17 protein-coding genes are annotated in these 19959 nt (G+C 40.4%); 12 read left to right on the top strand and 5 right to left on the bottom strand.

Annotated features, from left to right (window positions below; genetic code table 11):
- The first annotated feature begins 65 nt into the window (after positions 1-65).
- Complete coding sequence (locus NMM19_RS03905; protein WP_254730047.1) at positions 66-944, top strand: AraC family transcriptional regulator; 879 nt, start codon at positions 66-68, stop codon at positions 942-944.
- Positions 945-1226: 282 nt separating this feature from the next.
- On the opposite strand, the gene NMM19_RS03900 is transcribed toward NMM19_RS03905, so the two are convergent.
- The 5 genes from NMM19_RS03900 to leuS form a co-directional block, all read right to left on the bottom strand.
- Positions 1227-2081 (bottom strand): ABC transporter permease, encoded by an 855-nt coding sequence (locus tag NMM19_RS03900; RefSeq protein ID WP_254730045.1) that lies wholly within the window; start codon positions 2079-2081, stop codon positions 1227-1229.
- Positions 2081-2944, bottom strand: coding sequence for an ABC transporter ATP-binding protein (locus tag NMM19_RS03895; RefSeq protein ID WP_254730043.1), 864 nt, complete (start codon positions 2942-2944; stop codon positions 2081-2083). The genes NMM19_RS03900 and NMM19_RS03895 overlap by 1 nt, the downstream gene beginning before the upstream one ends.
- 276 nt (positions 2945-3220) lie before the next feature.
- Positions 3221-3643: a GNAT family N-acetyltransferase gene (locus tag NMM19_RS03890; protein WP_254730041.1), complete on the bottom strand. Its 423-nt coding sequence runs from the start codon at positions 3641-3643 to the stop codon at positions 3221-3223.
- A gap of 11 nt (positions 3644-3654) precedes the next feature.
- The gene (locus NMM19_RS03885) at positions 3655-4347 is read right to left on the bottom strand and encodes a GNAT family N-acetyltransferase (RefSeq protein WP_254730039.1); all 693 of its coding nucleotides are present in this window, start codon (positions 4345-4347) and stop codon (positions 3655-3657) included.
- A gap of 111 nt (positions 4348-4458) precedes the next feature.
- Positions 4459-6960 (bottom strand): leucine--tRNA ligase, encoded by a 2502-nt coding sequence (leuS, locus tag NMM19_RS03880; RefSeq protein WP_254730037.1) that lies wholly within the window; start codon positions 6958-6960, stop codon positions 4459-4461.
- Positions 6961-7279: 319 nt separating this feature from the next.
- Between leuS and NMM19_RS03875 the strand changes: the two genes are divergently transcribed.
- From NMM19_RS03875 to NMM19_RS03825, 11 genes are all read left to right on the top strand, one after another.
- On the top strand, positions 7280-8320 hold the full coding sequence (locus NMM19_RS03875; RefSeq protein ID WP_254730035.1) for an ABC transporter substrate-binding protein: 1041 nt from the start codon (positions 7280-7282) through the stop codon (positions 8318-8320).
- Between the two features lie 12 nt (positions 8321-8332).
- Entirely contained in the window at positions 8333-9424 is a 1092-nt protein-coding gene (locus NMM19_RS03870) for an ABC transporter ATP-binding protein (protein WP_075227075.1), read from the top strand.
- Complete coding sequence (locus tag NMM19_RS03865; RefSeq protein WP_075227074.1) at positions 9414-11072, top strand: iron ABC transporter permease; 1659 nt, start codon at positions 9414-9416, stop codon at positions 11070-11072. Before NMM19_RS03870 ends, NMM19_RS03865 begins: the two co-directional genes overlap by 11 nt.
- A gap of 148 nt (positions 11073-11220) precedes the next feature.
- Complete coding sequence (locus NMM19_RS03860) at positions 11221-12237, top strand: NAD(P)H-dependent glycerol-3-phosphate dehydrogenase (RefSeq protein ID WP_254730033.1); 1017 nt, start codon at positions 11221-11223, stop codon at positions 12235-12237.
- Positions 12238-12258: 21 nt separating this feature from the next.
- A complete protein-coding gene (gene galU / locus NMM19_RS03855) occupies positions 12259-13155 on the top strand; it encodes a UTP--glucose-1-phosphate uridylyltransferase GalU (protein WP_178894491.1) in 897 nt (298 codons plus the stop codon).
- Between the two features lie 126 nt (positions 13156-13281).
- On the top strand, positions 13282-15774 hold the full coding sequence (gene pbp1b / locus NMM19_RS03850; protein ID WP_178894490.1) for a penicillin-binding protein PBP1B: 2493 nt from the start codon (positions 13282-13284) through the stop codon (positions 15772-15774).
- Positions 15775-15816: 42 nt separating this feature from the next.
- Positions 15817-16749 carry a DMT family transporter gene (locus tag NMM19_RS03845; protein WP_254730031.1) on the top strand — a complete coding sequence of 311 codons (933 nt, stop codon included), beginning with the start codon at positions 15817-15819 and terminating at the stop codon, positions 16747-16749.
- 63 nt (positions 16750-16812) lie between these two features.
- Complete coding sequence (dapD, locus tag NMM19_RS03840; protein WP_178894488.1) at positions 16813-17511, top strand: 2,3,4,5-tetrahydropyridine-2,6-dicarboxylate N-acetyltransferase; 699 nt, start codon at positions 16813-16815, stop codon at positions 17509-17511.
- A gap of 62 nt (positions 17512-17573) precedes the next feature.
- The gene (locus NMM19_RS03835; protein WP_178894487.1) at positions 17574-18704 is read left to right on the top strand and encodes an N-acetyldiaminopimelate deacetylase; all 1131 of its coding nucleotides are present in this window, start codon (positions 17574-17576) and stop codon (positions 18702-18704) included.
- A 3-nt stretch (positions 18705-18707) separates the two neighbouring features.
- Positions 18708-19247 carry a 5-formyltetrahydrofolate cyclo-ligase gene (locus tag NMM19_RS03830; protein ID WP_178894486.1) on the top strand — a complete coding sequence of 180 codons (540 nt, stop codon included), beginning with the start codon at positions 18708-18710 and terminating at the stop codon, positions 19245-19247.
- Positions 19231-19905: a rhomboid family intramembrane serine protease gene (locus NMM19_RS03825; RefSeq protein ID WP_075227066.1), complete on the top strand. Its 675-nt coding sequence runs from the start codon at positions 19231-19233 to the stop codon at positions 19903-19905. Before NMM19_RS03830 ends, NMM19_RS03825 begins: the two co-directional genes overlap by 17 nt.
- Positions 19906-19959 lie beyond the last annotated feature (54 nt).

Below are 19959 nucleotides of genomic sequence, written 5' to 3'. Positions count from 1 at the left end.
GATTTTTTGCCCCGCCCTTTTTTTGGTATAATAAAACTAGAAATAGCTTATTGGGAGGTTTTATCATGGTTCAGCAGTCAAGACTTTTACGAGATAACCCATCTGATTTTCCCTATGATTTTGAAAAACAAATCTTATCTAAGCAATCTTCTAATACCATTTATCATTGGCATCCTGAACTCGAGATTGTCTATGTCAAAAAAGGAACTGCTACCTTCTATATCAACTCTGAGCGCTTTGAAAGTCATGAAGGCGATATTTTTCTAATTCAGCCAACTTCTCCTCACGCTATCTACCCTATTGAAAATCAAGAACAAATTTCAACAGTTTTTCATATTCATTTAGATTTCTTAGGTAGAAGTCAAATTGACAGCTTTAGCCAACGCTATATTCAACCTATATACTCTGGGCATTTTTATCTCACTCCTCGGATTTCTCCAGATGATCATGCTTATGAACCGATTCGCGATTGTCTTTTATCTCTTTTTTCTATCCTTGAAGAGCAGAGTATTTATTATGATCTCCTTTTAAAGGCAAAACTCTATGAATTTCTCTATCTTCTCTTTAGGTACAGGTATGTCAATCGACACTATACAGATGATACCTATCAAAAATATCAGAAATTAAAAGAAATGATTAGCTATCTTGAGCAACACTATGCAGAACCCATTCAAATTGACCAGCTCGCTGCTACATTTGGATACAGCAAAAATCACTTTATGAATATTTTCAAACAACACACCGGGACAAGTTGTATGGAATATCTCATACGATTGCGCCTGGAAAAAGCTTGCGAAAAGCTCGTTCAGACCAATCAAAGTGTTCAAGAAATAGCAAGCCAGGTCGGTTTTACCAACCTCTCAAATTTCAATCGACAATTCAAACAACACTTCCAGCTAACTCCTAGACAGTATCGAAACCAACAACTTAAAAAAGAATCCTAACTACATGTCTCCTTAGTGACTCACTAGGGAGAATTTTTTTCAAACAAAAAAGCCACCGAATTTGGTGGCTTCTTTAGGGAGATTATTATGAAAAAGAAAAGTTTAGGATTTTTTATTAAATAAAGGTTACTCAATGAAAATCGAAATCAGGCTAGGCAGAGCGACGCAAGCATAACTAAAGTTAGCTAAGTCGACTCTAACGAAGGATGCTAAGATTTTCGAAGAGTATTAGGAGGTCTTTACTTAATGATTACATGATACAGTAGAAGACTTAAAGTTAACTTAACCTATAAATTTTATTTTTTTGCTAGAGATTTTAACTACTACTAGCCAAAGCAGAAAAGTTAGGAGGCAGATACTCACCACTATTAAGTATGTTTCTTCCTTTGTTAAAAGGTTCTGCCAATTAAGCCGGATTCCTAATTTTTCTTGAAACTCTTCTAATAAGCTACTATTCCCCATAAATGTAGTTTCTAATTGCTCCTTCATTAAGACCTGTCTATAGAGAGAAGCAAGATAGGTAGCCGGTGTGCACTTCATGAGAACTTGAGCGAAGTTAGGAAGAATTCCCATTGGTACATAAGTTCCTACTAAAAATCCTGAAGCTGTACCTACAATTGTAGCCAATTTACCCAGACTATCTACTGACTGGAAATGGTAAATCAAGAGTGCATTTACCAATGTTGAAAGGAGACTACTTAGTAGCATGATTAAACTTATTTCAAATAGCTTACTCATAGCTGGAATTTCTTGAAAATAAAGGCTCATAACAATAAGCATAAAGGCTTGCATAACAAAGGAAATGATAAGGCTACTAATAAGATAAGACAGTTGCAAGCCCCAGCTCCCTAAGTCTGTCAAAAAGAGATCCTGATCCACTTGATTTTCACGGTCTTGTACCACCTGGGTCAAAGCTGTAAAACTGGTTGTAATCCCAGTCACAGCCAAAGTTCCACCCATCAGCCAGTTATTTAATAGACTCTTATTATCAGGAAGTTGGGACCAGGCATCCATCAAATTTTTCTGCAAAAAAATGATATAGAGTAGAAAGGAAATCAAAGCTCCTAGTAATGAGAAAAAGACTCCTGAACGATTACGTAAATACAACAAAAAATCACGTTTTAATAAGGCTAACATTAGCGCACCTCTCTTCCTGTAAGGGCTATGAAGGCATCATCCATAGTTCCTGGACGAAATTCAAAGCCAGCAATCTTCTCACGAACTTGGGTCAAATAATCAATAGCTTCCAATTGGCTCTTAGGATAAAGACTATACTCAAACTCATTTTCCTTTTCCACAGGCATATTCTTAGGTAAGAATTTCTCCACCTGCTTATCTTTAAAACAAATTTTTAAAAGATTGGAAGCGTACTCACTTTTAATCTCAGTAGCAGAACCTTGGGCAATAACCTTTCCATGATCTATAATATAAAGTTGATCTGCCTCATCTGCTTCATCCAGATAATGAGTCGTTAAGATAATAGTCATCCCTTCATCTCTTTGTAGACGATACAATAAATCCCAAATGGATTTGCGAGTCTGAATATCTAGTCCAGTCGTAGGCTCATCTAGAAATAAAATATCGGGATTGGATAGGAGAGCCCGAGCAATGTCAGCTCGACGTTTCTGTCCTCCTGATAAAGTTCCATAAAGTTGTTTCTGAAAAGCAGTCAACCCTAGTTGATTGATTAAATCTTCCACACGACCACCTTTAATCCCCTTATACTGCTGGGCTCGAATGGTTAGGTTTTCTTTGACTGTCAACTTTTCATCCAATACACTTGCTTGAAAAACAACTCCAATCCTAGTATTGGGCGCATAGATGATTTGACCATTAGTAGCTCGTTTAAGTCCGATTAACATTGAAATCGTGGTCGATTTGCCAGCCCCATTAGGGCCTAAGATTGCATTAAAACTCCCTTTTTTAAACTCTAAATTTATATTTCTAACTGCTATATGGTCTCCATACTTCTTAGTGAGGTCTTTTGCTTGTAAAATCATATTTCTTTCCTCCTTTTCACACCCTCAGTTTAACAAAAAGGAAAAAGAAAAAATATAGTTTGGTGTTATGTGGTCGAAATGGATGATTATGTGGTCAATTTTATTTTAAAATTTCTACAGGTGAACATAAAAAAAGCCACCGAATTTGGTGACTTCTTTAGGGAGATTATTATGAAAAAGAAAAGTTTAGGATTTCTATTAAATAAAGTTAGGAGGTCTTTACTTAATGATTACATGATACAGAAGAAGACTTAAAATTAACTTAAGATAAAAAAATTATTTTAATTTTTTTCGATCCACCCAAATCATTCCTGTACAATCGTAAGTAGATAAGGTTTCAAACCCCAGAGAACGGTAAAACCCCAAGGTTTTTTCTGTCTGTTCAGTCGCTAGTTGTACTTGGTAGGCACCCTTATAGTCAGCTAAGGCTTCTTTCATCATAGAACTTCCAATCCCTTGGCGCTGATAGCTAGGCAAAACAATCAAATCCTGGACAAAAACGGATGAAAATCCGTCTCCAACCAAACGCACTAAACCAACGATTTTCTCACCATCACGGGCAAGATAAGTCGCTAGCGAATGAGACAAGGCCTGCTCCAACATCTGTGGCTGATTGGTATAGTTTGTCCAACCAACTGCCTGATAGAGATGTAAAACGTCATCAATTGAAACAGATCTTTCTTTTGTAATCTTAATCATAGCAAACCTTTCTAGCAATCTCTAAGAGATTTCAACTGATGGCCTTCTTCATCAAAATTCTCAGATTTTAACCACGCTTCCAAGCAAGCTTTGACTTGAGGCCAGTCCTTATCAATCATGGACAACCAATCCGTATCTCTGGTGCAACCTTTATAGATAACAGCTTGGCGGAAGGTTCCTTCATAGACAAATCCCAAACGTTCTGCTGCTTTTCTAGATGGAAGATTGAGAGCATCACACTTCCACTCATAGCGGCGATAGTTAAGCTCTTCAAAGACATAACGAGCTAGCAAATAGTGGGCTTCTGTTCCCATCCTGGTCTGTTTGAGAGCCGGAGAAAAGGTCACCGCGCCAACTTCAATGGTGCGATTGGCTTGGTCAATACGCATGAGAGAAAATGTTCCCAGCGCCTTTCCAGTTGCTTTATCGATAATCGCATAATAGAAGCAATCCTTACGCTCAAGCATCTGCTTCAAAGCTACGATTAATTCTTCGAGATTCTCTACTGGTGGTTGAAAGAGATAGGTCCACATCTCTCGAGGTGATTCTGGACCATAAACAGCCAGCAAATCCTCCGCATGCTTTTCTACTGACAGAACTTCAATAATCGTATACTGCCCCTCTATCCGTACAAGTGAAGGCAAAACTCCAGGTGTATCGTCTACAGATTCACCAATCATCTGACCATATTCATTTACTGGCATAGCTTTCTCCTTGTCTCACTCTTATAAGTTTAAAGATGTGAATAGTATATCACATCTCACAGGGAATCTACAAAAAATCCTCCAGAACTTAGCTCTGAAGGACTTTTAAATTTATTTCGTTACGATATTTACAAGCTTGTTAGGTACACTAATTACTTTCACGATTTCTTTGCCATCAATCTCTGCTTTGACTTTTTCGTCAGCTAGAGCGACTTCTTGCAATTCTTCGCGTGAAAGATCCTTCGCAACCATGAGTTTAGCACGAACTTTTCCTTTGATTTGAACGACAATTTCGATTTCGTCTTCAACCAATTTGCTTTCGTCCCATGTTGGCCAAGCTACATAAGAGATAGACTCGCCTGTTGCTGCGACTGTTTGCCAGAGTTCTTCTGCCAAGTGAGGGGCAAATGGGGCAATCAATTGGATAAAGCCTTTGGCGTAGTCTACATAGAGTTTGTCTTCCTTATTCGCCGCATTGACAAAGACCATGAGCTGAGCAATGGCTGTGTTGAATTTCATCGACTCGATTTGCTCAGTGACAGCCTTAACGGTTTCGTTATAAACCTTGTCAAGAGCGCCATTGTTTTCCGCAACGATTTCTTTACTTGTAATCAAACGGTAAACACGGTCAAGGAATTTACGGCTTCCTTCCAAACCTTCTTCTGACCAAGCGATAGAAGCATCTAGTGGTCCCATGAACATTTCATAGACACGAAGGGTATCAGCACCGTATTGTTCCACCACATCGTCTGGGTTAACCACGTTCTTGAGGGATTTAGACATCTTGGCTGGTGCTTGCTCCAACTCTTCGCCTGTTTCCACATGGAAGAAGGAAGCGTCACGTTTTTCAACCTTGTCAGTTGCCACAAGAGCACCACGGTGGTCACGGTAGCTTGTTCCTAAGATCATTCCTTGGTTAAAGAGTTTTTGGAATGGCTCCTTAGTCGGTACAACACCAAGGTCATAGAGGAATTTGTGCCAGAAACGAGCGTAAAGCAAGTGAAGCACAGCATGTTCTGCACCACCCACGTAGATATCGACTGGCAACCATTGTTTGAGAAGGTCCTCGTCAGCCAATTTCTCTGTGTTGTGTGGATCGATATAGCGGAGGTAGTACCAGCTTGAACCTGCCCATTGTGGCATCGTATTCGTCTCACGACGACCTTTGACACCATCCTCACGAGTCACTTCAAGCCAATCTGTCAAGTTAGCCAATGGGCTTTCACCAGTACCTGAAGGACGGATATCCTTGGTTACTGGCAAGACAAGTGGCAATTCACTTTCTGGAACGGCTGTTGAAGTTCCATCTTCCCAATGAATGATTGGGATTGGCTCACCCCAGTAACGTTGACGGCTAAAGAGCCAGTCGCGGAGACGGTAGGTAACCTTTTCTTGACCAAAGCCTTTTTCTTCTAGCCAAGCCACGATTTTAGCAATCGCTTCTTCTTTGTTGAGACCGTTCAAGAAGTCAGAGTTGACGTGAAGGCCATCTTCTGTGTATGCAGCTTCTTCAACATTTCCACCTTCAAGTACTTCTACGATTGGAAGGCCGAATTGGTTAGCAAATTCCCAGTCACGTTGGTCGTGGGCAGGTACAGCCATAACAGCACCTGTTCCATAGCTAGAAAGAACATAGTCGGCAATCCAGATTGGAATTTCTTTGCCGTTTACAGGATTGATGGCATAAGCACCAGTCCAAACCCCTGTTTTTTCCTTGGCAAGGTCAGTACGAGCCAAGTCTGATTTGAGGCTGGCTTGGTGTTTGTAGTCCGCTACAGCCTCAGCTTGTTCAGGACTTGTGATGGCATCTACCAAGTCATGCTCAGGAGCCAAGACAGTGAAGGTCGCACCAAAAAGGGTGTCAGGACGAGTGGTAAAAACTGTGAATTCCTTGTCTGTCCCTTTCACTTTGAAGGTGACATTGGCACCAGTTGATTTCCCAATCCAGTTGCGTTGCATGTCCTTGATAGACTCTGACCAGTCAAGGTCATCCAAGTCATTGAGCAAGCGCTCCGCATAGGCAGTGATTTTGAGCATCCATTGGCGCATTGGTTTGCGGACAACTGGATAGCCACCACGCTCAGATGTTCCATCAGGAAGGACTTCTTCGTTGGCGATAGCTGTTCCTAGTTCCTCAACCCAGTTTACTGGCACTTCAGCTTCATAAGCCAAACCTTTTTCGTAAAGCTTAGTGAAGATCCATTGCGTCCACTTGTAGTAGTTCGGATCTGTAGTATTGACTTCACGATCCCAGTCGTAAGAGAATCCAAGCGCATTGATTTGGCGTTTGAAGTTGGCAATGTTTTCCGCTGTGAATTCTGCTGGGTCATTACCAGTATCCATAGCGTATTGCTCAGCAGGCAAACCAAAGGCATCCCATCCCATTGGGTGAAGGACATTGTAACCTTTGGCACGTTTGAAACGGCTGAGGATATCAGTTGCTGTGTAGCCTTCTGGGTGTCCTACGTGAAGACCCGCTCCAGATGGGTAAGGGAACATGTCCAATGCGTAAAACTTAGGTTTTGAGGCATCTGTTCCTGTTTTAAAAGTGTGATTGTCAGCCCAGTATTTTTGCCACTTAGGCTCGATTTCTTTATGATTGTAAAAACTCATGCTATTTCTCCAATTTTATGATGTTACTATTATACCATTTTTGGGGGAATTTGAAAGTCGAGAAATGTTCTTTTGGGCTTGGATGGAAAGAAAGACTGAATCGCAAATCCAGCTTATTTAGCAGTATAAAAAATTAGCTAACACTTGAAATTAACTTATATCGATTATTTATCTCTTCCATCTTTTTCCCCTAACGCCTTTGACTCATATTCCTCGTTTTAGATTTCTTTAAGGTTTTTATTATATCCTATAGAACTCTGCAAATTATAAACATTAAGCAAGTCGTAGAGTAAAAACGTTCGTAAAAAAGGAGACTCTTATGAAAAAACTACTATTCTTTCTCTCTTGTGGATGGATATTTCTTACTTTATCAGGATGTTCTTCAACAACAGAAGCGGAAACTAGCTCTGAAAAAGATTCAGATAACACTTTGGTTATCTACTCGCCTAACCCTGAAGACCTTATCGAAGAAACAATCCCAGCCTTCGAAGAAAAATATGGTATTAAGGTTGACTTAGTACAAGCCAGCACTGGTGAATTGTTCAAAAAAGCTGAGGCTGAAAAAGAATCCCCTGTAGCCGATGTCATTTTCGGAGGCTCCTACGCCCTCTTCTCTTCTAACGAAAATCTTTTTGAACCTTATATTTCTCAAGAGAACGACCAGATAATCCCTGAATATCAAAATAAAACTGGATTCTACACGCCTTATACACTTGATGTCAGTGTCATCATTGCCAATTCAGCTCTTACAAAAGATATTAAAATTGAAGGCTACAATGATCTACTCAATCCTAAATTAAAAGGAAAAATCGCAACTGCTGATCCAAGTAATTCTTCTAGCGCCTTTGCTCAATTAACAAACATGCTCGTAGATCAGGGGGGCTATGAAAATGAGCAAGCTTGGACATATGTGAAAAATCTATTTAGCTTAGTAGATGGGAAAATTGCTTCTAGTTCTTCAAATGTCTACAAATCAGTCGCTGACGGAGAAATGGCTGTCGGACTCACCTATGAAGATCCTGCATTGAAACTCTTAAACGATGGCGTTGATGTAAAAGTCATTTATCCAAAAGAAGGAACCGTCTTTTTGCCTGGTAACGCAGCTATTATCAAAAATGCCAAACACATGGAAAACGCTAAAAAATTTATCGATTTCCTTCTTTCTCAAGACATTCAGGATAAACTAGGAACTGAAACAACCATTAGACCCATTCGAAAAAATGCTAAAACCAATAAAAATATGAAATCAATGACCGAAATCAATATCGCCACTGAAGATTCTGAGTACGTCATCCAAAATAAATCAGCTATTCTTAAAAAGTACAATGATATTTTCACTAATATTCAATCGAAACAGTAAAAGAGGTTCAGTATGAGTGAGATCAAAATTATTAACGCAAAAAAAATCTACCATGACATTCCTGTCATTGAGAATTTAAATGTTACGATCCCAAAAGGAAGTCTTTTCACTATTCTTGGACCTTCAGGTTGTGGAAAAACGACTCTTCTTCGAATGATTGCAGGCTTCAACAGTATTGAAGGCGGAGAATTTTACTTCGATGATACTAAAATCAATAACATAGAACCCAGCAAACGCAACATCGGTATGGTTTTCCAAAACTACGCTATTTTCCCACATTTGACTGTTCGAGATAATGTTGCTTTTGGTCTTAAACAAAAAAAGGTTCCAAAAGATGAATTAGTTCAACAAACTAATAAATATCTGGAACTAATGCAAATTGATCAATACGCAGATCGAAAGCCCGATAAGCTCAGTGGTGGACAACAACAACGTGTCGCCTTAGCACGTGCATTAGCTGTTAATCCAAGTGTTCTCCTCATGGACGAGCCACTTAGTAACCTGGATGCGAAACTTCGCTTAGATATGCGCCAAGTTATTCGAGAAATTCAACACGAAGTGGGAATTACAACTGTATATGTGACCCACGACCAAGAAGAAGCCATGGCTATTTCTGACCAAATCGCGGTTATGAAAGATGGTGTTATTCAACAAATTGGTCGTCCAAAAGAGCTATACCACAAACCAGAGAACGAATTTGTCGCAACCTTTATTGGTAGAACAAACATCATCCCTGCCCGTTTAGAAAAGCAAGCTGATGGAGCGTACATCGTCTTTGAAGACGGCTACTCTCTTCGTATGCCAGCTCTTGACCAAATTGACGAGCAAAACATCCGTGTTAGCATTCGTCCTGAAGAATTTATCCGTGATGAAAATGGCCCAATCGATGGAACAATCACCGATAGTGTTTATCTTGGACTCACCACTGAATATTTTGTAGAGACTGCATTTTCTTCAAAAATACAGGTCAGCGAAGAATCAACTTTTGAAGAAGATCTTCAAAAAGGGGATCGAATTCGTCTACGAATCAATACTCAAAAGTTAAATGTCTTTTCTGCAGATGGTTCCCAAAATCTTATTACAGGAGTTGGCTATGAAAGGTAAAAAACTAAATATTTGGACAACCTCCTCATTCTTCATCTTTCTTACCTATCTTATTTTTCTTGTTTATCCAATTATTATTGTACTCAAGCAAGCACTCATACATGAAGGTCAATTCTCACTAGCTAATTTTGAGGATTTCTTTAGTAAATCCTATTACTCTGAGACACTAGTAAACAGTTTTAACGTCTCCATTACTTCTACTGTAACTTCCCTAGTTTTAGGGACCTTATTGGCTTACCTCTTTTCTATATATGACTTCAAAGGAAAGAAATTTTTACAGATATTGATTATCATCGCTTCCATGTCAGCTCCTTTCGTAGGGGCATACTCTTGGATTCTCTTGTTGGGGCGAAATGGTGTCATCACTAAATTTTTGACAAATGCCCTTCATCTTCCAGCTATTGATATTTATGGCTTCAAAGGAATTGTACTTGTGTTCACACTCCAGCTATTCCCATTAGTTTTTCTATACGTGGCTGGAGCCATGAAAAGAATTGACCATTCTCTTCTTGAAGCCGCTGAAAGCATGGGGGTATTTGGATTCAAACGTATGATAACAGTTATTTTGCCCCTTTTAGTTCCAACTTTACTTGCCGCTGCCCTACTCGTATTTATGAGAGCATTCTCCGACTTCGGAACTCCTATGTTAATTGGTGAAGGATATCGAACTTTCCCTGTTTTAATTTATAATCAATTCATTAGTGAGGTTGGCGGAAATTCTGCTTTTGCATCTGCTTTAGCAATCATGGCGATTATCATTGCTTTAACAATCTTTCTTATTCAAAAATATATTTCCAATCGCTATAGTTTCAGCATGAATTCTCTCCATCCAATTGAGCCGAAAAAAACTACAAAAGGGAAAATGGCAGCAATTTATGCAACAGTTTACGGAATTGTCTTATTTTCTGTTCTACCTCAATTATTTTTGATTTATACCTCTTTCCTAAAAACATCAGGTATGGTATTTGTCAAGGGCTATTCTCTAAACAGTTACAAGATTGCCTTCAATCGCATGGGAGCTACTATTTTTAATACGATTCGCATTCCTTTGATTGCTTTGATTCTAGTTGTTTTATTTGCATCATTTATCTCCTACCTAGCTGTTAGAAAACGAAATTTGTTTACAAACTTAATTGATAGCCTTAGTATGGTACCTTATATCGTACCAGGAACAGTTCTCGGTATTGCCTTTATCTCTTCATTCAATACAGGTATCTTCGGAAGTGGCTTCCTTATGATTACAGGAACAGCCTTCATCTTGATTATCTCCTTATCTGTAAGAAGACTCCCTTATACAATCCGCTCATCCGTTGCTAGCTTACAACAAATAGCACCTAGTATTGAAGAAGCAGCTGAGAGTTTAGGAAGTAGCCGTCTCAATACTTTCAGTAACATCACTGTTCCAATGATGTTACCCGGTATTATTTCTGGATCTATTCTATCATGGGTAACAATGATTTCAGAACTATCTACTTCTATCCTGCTATATAATGCCAAAACAAAAACTATGACCGTAGCAATCTATACAGAGGTCCTCAGAGGAAATTATGGTGTGGCAGCTGCTTTGTCAACTATCCTCACTGTCTTGACAGTTGCTTCATTATTACTATTTATGAAAATTTCTAAAAACAATAGCATTACCCTCTAGTTTTTCTCCTAAAGACAGCCAAATTACTCATTGGCTGTCTTTTTATTTATACTCTATCATTCAATTAATGCTTCATAAATAATATAGATGCATGATAGTCCTTTTTATGGTAGAATATAGGAAAGTGCTTTCTCAGAAGGAGGAAAATATGAACAAACAAACCATCGCTGTTTTAGGGCCTGGTTCTTGGGGTACTGCACTGTCACAAGTTCTTAACGACAACGGACACGAAGTGCGTATCTGGGGAAATATTCCTGACCAAATTGATGAAATTAATACACAACATACTAACAAACGCTATTTTAAGGATATTGTATTAGACGATAAAATTGTGGCCTATCATGATTTGGCAGAAGCCTTGAAGGGTGTTGATGCTGTCTTGTTCGTAGTCCCAACAAAGGTGACAAGATTGGTAGCTCAACAGGTAGCTGCTGTTTTGGATCATAAAGTGGTGGTCATGCATGCTTCAAAAGGTCTTGAGCCAAATAGTCACAAACGTCTTTCAACTATTCTCGAAGAAGAAATCCCTCAAGAGTTTCGTAGTGAAATTGTGGTTGTATCTGGTCCTAGTCACGCAGAAGAAACGATTGTGCGTGATATTACCTTGATTACTGCTGCGTCCAAGGATTTACAAACTGCTCAGTATGTTCAGACACTCTTTAGCAACCACTACTTCCGTCTTTATACCAATACAGATGTTATCGGAGTGGAAACAGCTGGTGCTCTTAAAAATATTATCGCTGTTGGGGCAGGAGCTCTTCACGGTCTTGGTTTTGGAGACAACGCAAAAGCTGCGATTATCACGCGCGGGCTTGCAGAAATTACCCGTCTTGGTGTCAAGCTTGGTGCAAATCCATTGACTTACAGTGGACTTTCTGGAGTTGGGGATTTGATTGTTACTGGAACTTCTGTCCACTCACGTAACTGGCGAGCAGGTGATGCTCTTGGACGTGGAGAAGCCTTGGCAGATATCGAAGCCAACATGGGGATGGTGATTGAAGGAATTTCAACAACCAAAGCTGCTTATGAATTGGCGCAAGAACTTGGAGTCTATATGCCTATTACTCAGGCTATCTACCAGGTTATTTATGAAAATGTTAATATTAAAGATGCTGTTTCTGAACTCATGAATAATGAGTTCAAAGCGGAAAACGAGTGGTCATAATCACCGTTAGAAAGGATGCTCATGAAGCAAAAAGTTAGAAAAGCTGTTATCCCTGCCGCGGGGCTTGGAACTCGTTTCCTTCCAGCAACCAAAGCCTTGGCCAAAGAAATGTTGCCAATCGTGGATAAGCCAACTATTCAATTCATCGTTGAAGAAGCCCTTAAGTCTGGAATTGAGGATATTCTTGTAGTAACAGGGAAATCAAAACGATCTATCGAAGACCATTTTGATTCAAACTTTGAACTAGAGTACAACCTTAAGGAAAAAGGAAAAACCGATCTTTTGAAACTAGTTGACGAAACAACTGGTATGCGCCTTCACTTCATCCGTCAAACACACCCACGTGGACTCGGAGATGCCGTTTTACAAGCCAAAGCTTTCGTTGGAAATGAACCCTTTGTGGTCATGCTTGGAGATGACCTCATGGATATCACAGATGATAGTGCTATTCCATTGACCAAACAACTTATGAATGACTATGAGCAAACTCATGCTTCTACTATCGCTGTGATGCCTGTCCCACATGAAGAAGTTTCTGCCTACGGTGTTATCGCGCCTCAAGGCGAAGGAAAAGATGGACTTTACAGTGTTGAAACCTTCGTTGAAAAGCCAGCACCTGAAGACGCACCAAGTGATTTAGCCATCATCGGCCGTTACCTTCTCACACCTGAGATTTTCGGTATTCTTGAAAATCAAAAACCTGGTGCCGGAAATGAAATCCAGCTAACAGATGCTATCGATACACTCAACAAAACTCAACGTGTATTCGCCCGTGAATTTAAAGGTTCACGTTATGACGTTGGAGATAAGTTTGGATTTATGAAAACTTCTATCGAATACGCTCTCAAACATCCTCAAGTTAAAGACCACTTGAAAGACTACTTGATTGATCTTGGAAAAGAACTTTCAGGTGAATAACAAACCCTTAAAACCAGGTTGAATTTACCTGGTTTTTTTGTTGCCTAACCCCCTCTAAAGCTCGTCCAAGACTAATTTCTTGCAATCATTGCTTTTATGGTATAATAATAAGGAGTGAGGAAAGAAATGAAGAATAAATTATTATCTATGAAAGAAAAAGGACTGGCTTTCCTTCAGTCCCTAAAAACAAAACTAAAAAATATACATTTAGGTAAAAGTGGTCCTAAAAAATCTAAAAAGAAAAAGCAAACCAAAACGAATATTTGGACTATCTTTGCTAATATCTTATTGGGAATCAAGGCAACCTTTAATACCCTTTTTATCATCGCCTTTCTTGGTGGACTTTTGGGCACTGGGGTTGTTTTCGGTTATGCGGTTTCTCTATTTGACAAAGTAACCGTTCCTCAGACGGAGGATCTGATCAAACAGGTGAATGATATTTCATCCATCTCTGAGATTTACTATGCTGACGGATCCATGATCGGTGCTATTGAGAGCGATCTTCTGCGAACATCTGTTGCGTCGGACGCTATTTCAGATAATCTCAAGCAGGCTATCGTTGCAACAGAGGATGAACATTTTGCAGAACACAATGGTGTCGTTCCTAAAGCTGTTATTCGTGCTAGTCTAGGAAACTTTATCGGTCTTGGTTCTTCGAGCGGTGGATCTACTCTGACACAACAGCTCATCAAACAACAAGTTGTTGGTGATGCCCCTACACTCGCTCGTAAAGCTAGTGAAATTGTGGATGCCTTGGCTTTAGAGCGAGCAATGAGCAAGGATGAAATCTTGACAACCTATCTCAACGTCGCTCCATTTGGCCGTAACAATAAAGGTCAAAATATTGCGGGGGCTCAACAAGCAGCCAAAGGTATTTTTGGGGTTGATGCAAATCAGCTAACAATCCCTCAGGCAGCCTTTATAGCAGGATTACCACAAAGTCCTATCTCTTACTCCCCTTATGAAGCGACTGGTGAGATGAAGAATGAAGAGGATATGGAACTCGGAATCAAGCGTTCCAAAGATGTCCTTTACAATATGTATAGAACTGGAGTGCTCAGTCAGGAAGACTACGAAACCTATATAGCATATGACATTAAGCAAGACTTCTTGCCAGCAGAAAGTGTAAACCTAACAGCTAAGGGTTATCTTTACTTCACTGCACTTGATGAAGCGACTAATGTCATGTATGATTATCTGGTCAAAAAAGATAACGTTTCCGAACAAGAGCTTAAGAATGAATCTATTCAGAAATCTTATCGTGAATTGGCTGAAAAAGAAATTCAAAATGGTGGTTACCGTATCACTACTACAATCGATAAAACGATCCATAATGCAATGCAAAATGCAATGGCAAACTATAGCTACCTTCTAAATGATAGTAGTGGTCAACCTGAAGTCGGAAATGTCTTAATGGATAATAAAACAGGAGCCATCATAGGATTTGTAGGAGGACGAGATTACCAAAGCAATCAAAATAATCACGCCTTTGACACAAAACGATCTCCGGCTTCGACCACCAAACCTATCTTAGCCTATGGTATTGCTATTGACCAAGGCTTGATGGGAAGTGCTAGCATCCTATCAAACTATCCAACGAACTTTGCCAACGGAACTCCGATCATGCACGTCAACAGTCCGGGAACAGCTATGATAAACCTAAAGGAAGCTCTCAATTATTCCTGGAATATCCCGGCCTACTGGACTTATCGTATGCTTCGTGAAAAAGGAGTTGATGTCCGCTCCTATATGGAAAAAATGGGATATGAAATCCCAGAATACGGTATTGAAAGTCTTCCTATGGGAGGAGGAATTGAAGTTACTGTAGCTCAACATACAAACGGATACCAAACCTTGGCCAACAATGGTGTTTACCATAAAAAATACATGATTTCAAAAATCGAAAAAAGCAGTGGAGAAGTTATCTATGAACATAAAGACGAACCTGTTCAAGTCTACTCAAAAGCTACTGCAACCATTATGCAAAGTCTACTAAGAGATGTACTTTCATCCCGGATAACTACAAGTTTCCAAAGCGATCTTTATAGCATAAATTCCAGTCTAGCAGGTGCTGATTGGATTGGGAAAACTGGTACAACCAACGAGGAGGGCGATATGTGGCTCATGCTTTCAACGCCTCGATTGACTCTTGGTGGTTGGATTGGTCATGATGATAACAGTCCGTTAGCCAAAGGCGCATATTATCGTAATGCTAAGTATATGGCCCACCTCGTAAACGCTATTCAACAAGCTTCTCCTTCTGCTTGGGGAACTGAGCGTTTCAGCCTTGATTCAAGTGTAACATCTTCTCAAGTCCTTAAGTCTACTGGACAGAAGCCTGGTAAGGTCACTATCAACGGCAAAGAGATTGACGTTACTGGAGAAATGGTAACAAGTTACTGGGCTAACCAAGCTGGTGCTCCGACTACTACCTACCGATTTGCTATTGGTGGTAGTGACTCTGATTACCAAAAAGCTTGGAATACGATTGTTGGAAATTTAATAAAACAAGACAACAAAGATAAAGACAAGGACAAGGACAAAGATAAGGATAAGGATAAGGATAAAGATAAAGATAAAAATAATAACAGCTCTTCTTCGAATAGATCCCAACGCTAACATACCTATTATCAAGAGTATGTCACCTAACTCGACTTTTATATGAATTACTATCAAAAAAATATTTTCAAGGGAACCATTTACTCCCTCCTATCTGGATTAATATGGGGTATTTGTGGCATTTTAGGAGAATTCTTCTTTACGCATTATCCAGTCTCCTCTGGTTGGATCACTTCTATGCGACTAAGTCTTGCAGGTGGTTTCGTACTTATCTTTTCTAGCTTTAAGTTCCGCTCACAGCTATTTGATATCTGGAGAAAGCGCAAAAACTACCTGCCTTTTCTGGCTTATGCCATCTTAGGAATCTTCTCCGTTCAGTATTTCTTCTATCTTTGTGTAGAGTACTCTAATGCAACAACGGCAACTATCCTACAATTTATCAGTCCTGTTTTCATTCTCATATACAACCGCATCATCTACAAGAAAAAAGCTTCTAAAAAAGCAAGCTTCTATGTTTTAACTGCTATGCTTGGAGTATTTTTGATGGCTACCAAAGGCGATCTTTCTAAGTTATCCATCACTCCTATCGCCTTACTAACTGGACTTCTCAGTGCCCTAGGGGTTATGTTTAATGTCATCTTACCCCAACCATTTGCTCGAAAATACGGTTTTGTGCCAACTGTTGGCTGGGGAATGATGCTAGCTGGACTCTTTAGTAATTTTCTCTACCCCGTATATAGAATTAGTTTTCAACTGGATTGGGTGAGCATCTTGATTTGTTTGACCATTGCCTTTTTGGGAACAGCTTTTGCCTTTTTCCTATCCATGAAGGCTGTCTCTCTGGTATCCCCATTGGTGGTATCGGTCGTCAGTGCTAGCGAACCTCTATCCTCTGCTATTCTAAGCGTTCTATTTCTAGGTCTGGTCTTGGATGGCTACTTGCTATTAGCTATGATTTTGATTATTATTCCCATGATCTTCTTATCCATCGAAGAATCAAAGGACAAACTGAAAGAATCTTCTTTTAACACTTAAGGCTTCAATTTTGAAGCCTTTTTTGGTAGAATAGTAAGCATTACAAAGAGTGAGGAGACATCAATGACTGCTACAAAAATGAATGCCCAAGAAATTATCCAATTTATCGCAAATGCTGAGAAAAAGACAAGTATAAAAGTGACCTTTGAAGGACAACTTGCCGGAGCTATCCCTGTCTCTGTTATCAAGCTTGGGAATGTTCTCTTTGGAGACTGGAAAGATATCGCTCCACTTCTTGATGGACTAACAGAAAACAAGGACTATGTTGTTGAACAAGACGCTCGCAACTCTGCTGTGCCTCTCCTTGATAAACGTGATATCAATGCTCGTATCGAGCCAGGCGCTATCATCCGTGACCAGGTTGAGATTGGCGACAACGCTGTTATTATGATGGGAGCTGTGATCAATATCGGTGCAGAAATCGGAGCTGGTACTATGATTGATATGGGAGCTATTTTAGGTGGACGTGCTATTGTCGGTAAAAATAGCCACGTCGGTGCCGGTGCTGTTCTTGCAGGTGTTATCGAACCAGCCAGCGCTGAGCCTGTTCGTGTCGGTGACAATGTCCTCATCGGTGCTAACGCTGTGGTTATCGAAGGTGTTCAAATCGGTAGCGGTGCTGTTGTTGCAGCAGGTGCCATCGTCACTCAAGATGTTCCAGAAAATGTTGTGGTAGCAGGCGTTCCAGCTCGTGTTATCAAAGAAATCGATAGCCAAACCCAACAAAAAACAGCGCTAGAAGATGCGCTTCGCACCTTGTAATTAGTAACAGAGGCGGAAATGTTTCCAGCCTCTTTATTCGTATCAGTAGAAGGAAATTAGATATGTTAGATTTAATTCAAACTCGACGCGATCTTCACCAAATTCCGGAGATTGGTTTAGAAGAATTCAAGACTCAAGCTTATTTACTAAGCATCATTGAAAAATTAACAGCTGGCAAGGATTTTGTTCAGATTCGGACCTGGCAGACAGGTATTTTAGTTTACTTGCAGGGAAGTCAGCCAGAACGTACCATTGGTTGGCGAACAGATATTGATGGACTCCCAATCGTTGAACAAACAGGCCTTCCTTTTGCCTCTCAACACCCAGACCGCATGCATGCTTGTGGACACGATTTTCACATGACCATTGCCCTTGGAAGTCTCGAACGTGCTCTAGAAAACCAACCCAAAAACAATCTCCTCTTTCTCTTCCAACCTGCCGAGGAAAACGAAGCCGGCGGCATGCTCATGTATGAAGACGATGCCTTTGGCGACTGGTTGCCTGACCAATTCTATGGACTCCATGTCCGTCCAGACTTAAAAGTTGGACAAATTGCGACCAATACCCATACACTCTTTGCAGGAACTTGCGAAGTCAAGATTCGTTTCAAGGGTAAAGGCGGTCACGCTGCCTTTCCACATCAAGCAAACGACGCTCTGGTTGCAGCTAGCTATTTTGTCACTCAAGTTCAGTCGGTTGTCAGTCGTAATGTCGACCCTATCGAGGGTGCTGTCGTCACTTTCGGTGTTTTTCAAGCTGGTACAACCAATAATGTCATCGCTGATACAGCCTTCTTACATGGAACCATTCGAGCTCTCACACATAGCATGAGTCTATTGGTACAAAAACGTGTCAAAGCCATCGCTGAAGGTGTCGCAGCTGCTTTTGATATGGATGTGGAAGTTGAACTCAAGCAGGGAGGTTACCTACCTGTCGAAAACAACCCTAAATTAGCCCAGGAATTGATGACTTTCTTTGATGAAAAAGAGGGCATTGAACTAATCGACATCGAACCTGCCATGACAGGAGAAGACTTTGGTTATCTTCTCTCTAAGGTTCCTGGTGTCATGTTCTGGCTTGGCATTGACAGCCCTTATGCTCTTCACCATCCACAGATGAGTCCTAAGGAAGAAGCTCTGGCTATCGGTGTTGAGGCTGTATCAAGCTTTTTAGCCAAGAAAGCTGCGGAGTAAACAATGAAAAAAGCCTTACGCAAGCAGGTCTTGCAAGAACTCAAATCTCTATCCAAAGAAGAAAAGGAAGTCATGGGCGCTTGGTTGACTGAGCAACTACTTCTACATTCCTTCTACAAGGAAGCAAAAACCATCGCCACTTACCTGTCTTTTCCTCATGAATTTCAGACAGCTAGACTCATTGAAGAAGCTCAAAAAGATGGAAAGACTATCCTCATTCCCAAAACCTATCCACATGGGAAAATGGACTTTGTTCTATATGAACCAGAGAAACTCGAAAGAAATTCTTTTGGACTTCTTGAACCACAGGGGAAAACTATTGTCTTTGAGCCGTCTCAGATTGACTTGATCCATGTTCCTGGTTTAGCTTTCAATCCTTCTGGTTATCGAATTGGCTACGGTGGTGGCTATTACGATCGCTACTTGGAGCATTTCCCAGGCAACACTATCAGTACACTTTATCCTTGTCAGATTCAGGACTTCCATCCTGATCCACACGATATTCCAGTTGAGGAGGTACTCATCTATGAAAGAAATTTTTGATCGTCGTTATCCTGTCACGAGCTTCTTTCTACTCGTGACAACCCTGATTTTTGTACTCATGTTTCTAACCAGTGGTTTCAACTATACCAGCGCAGCCACCTTGTATAAATTCGGAGCTGTGTATCCCCCTGCTATCAAGGCCATGCCTGAACAAATCTGGCGCTTATTCTCCGCAACCTTTGTCCACATTGGCTTACAGCATTTTCTCGTTAATATGCTTTCCCTTTACTTCTTGGGACGGCAAATGGAACAAATCTTTGGCTCCAAACAGTTTTTCTTTATCTACCTTCTTTCGGGTATGATGGGAAATCTCTTTGTCCTAGTTTTTAGTCCCAATGCTATTACTGCAGGTGCTTCAACTGCTCTCTACGGGATGTTCGCCTCTATTGTCGTTCTTCGTTATGCTTCACGCAATCCCTATCTCCAGCAGCTCGGGCAATCCTACCTCTCCCTCTTAGTCATCAACCTAGTAGGTAGCGTTTTAATGCCTGGTATCAGCCTTGCTGGACACGTAGGTGGAGCTGTCGGTGGCGCATTACTAGCTATCGTCTTCCCAGTTCGAGGCGAAAGAAAGATATACAGCCCAGGCCAACGTGGTCTAGCAACCCTAGCCTTTATTGCTCTGTCAGCTTTGTTACTTTTTATCGGATTATTATAAAACAAGAAAAACCATTGGAAAAACTCGTAAAGAATTGATTCCCAATGGTTTTTT

This window comes from Streptococcus sp. CF8_St5-17, assembly GCF_024295665.1.
GTDB lineage: Bacteria > Bacillota > Bacilli > Lactobacillales > Streptococcaceae > Streptococcus.
The sequence above is the reverse complement of the archived record's forward strand: the minus strand, read 5'-3'. Positions and strand labels throughout refer to the sequence as shown.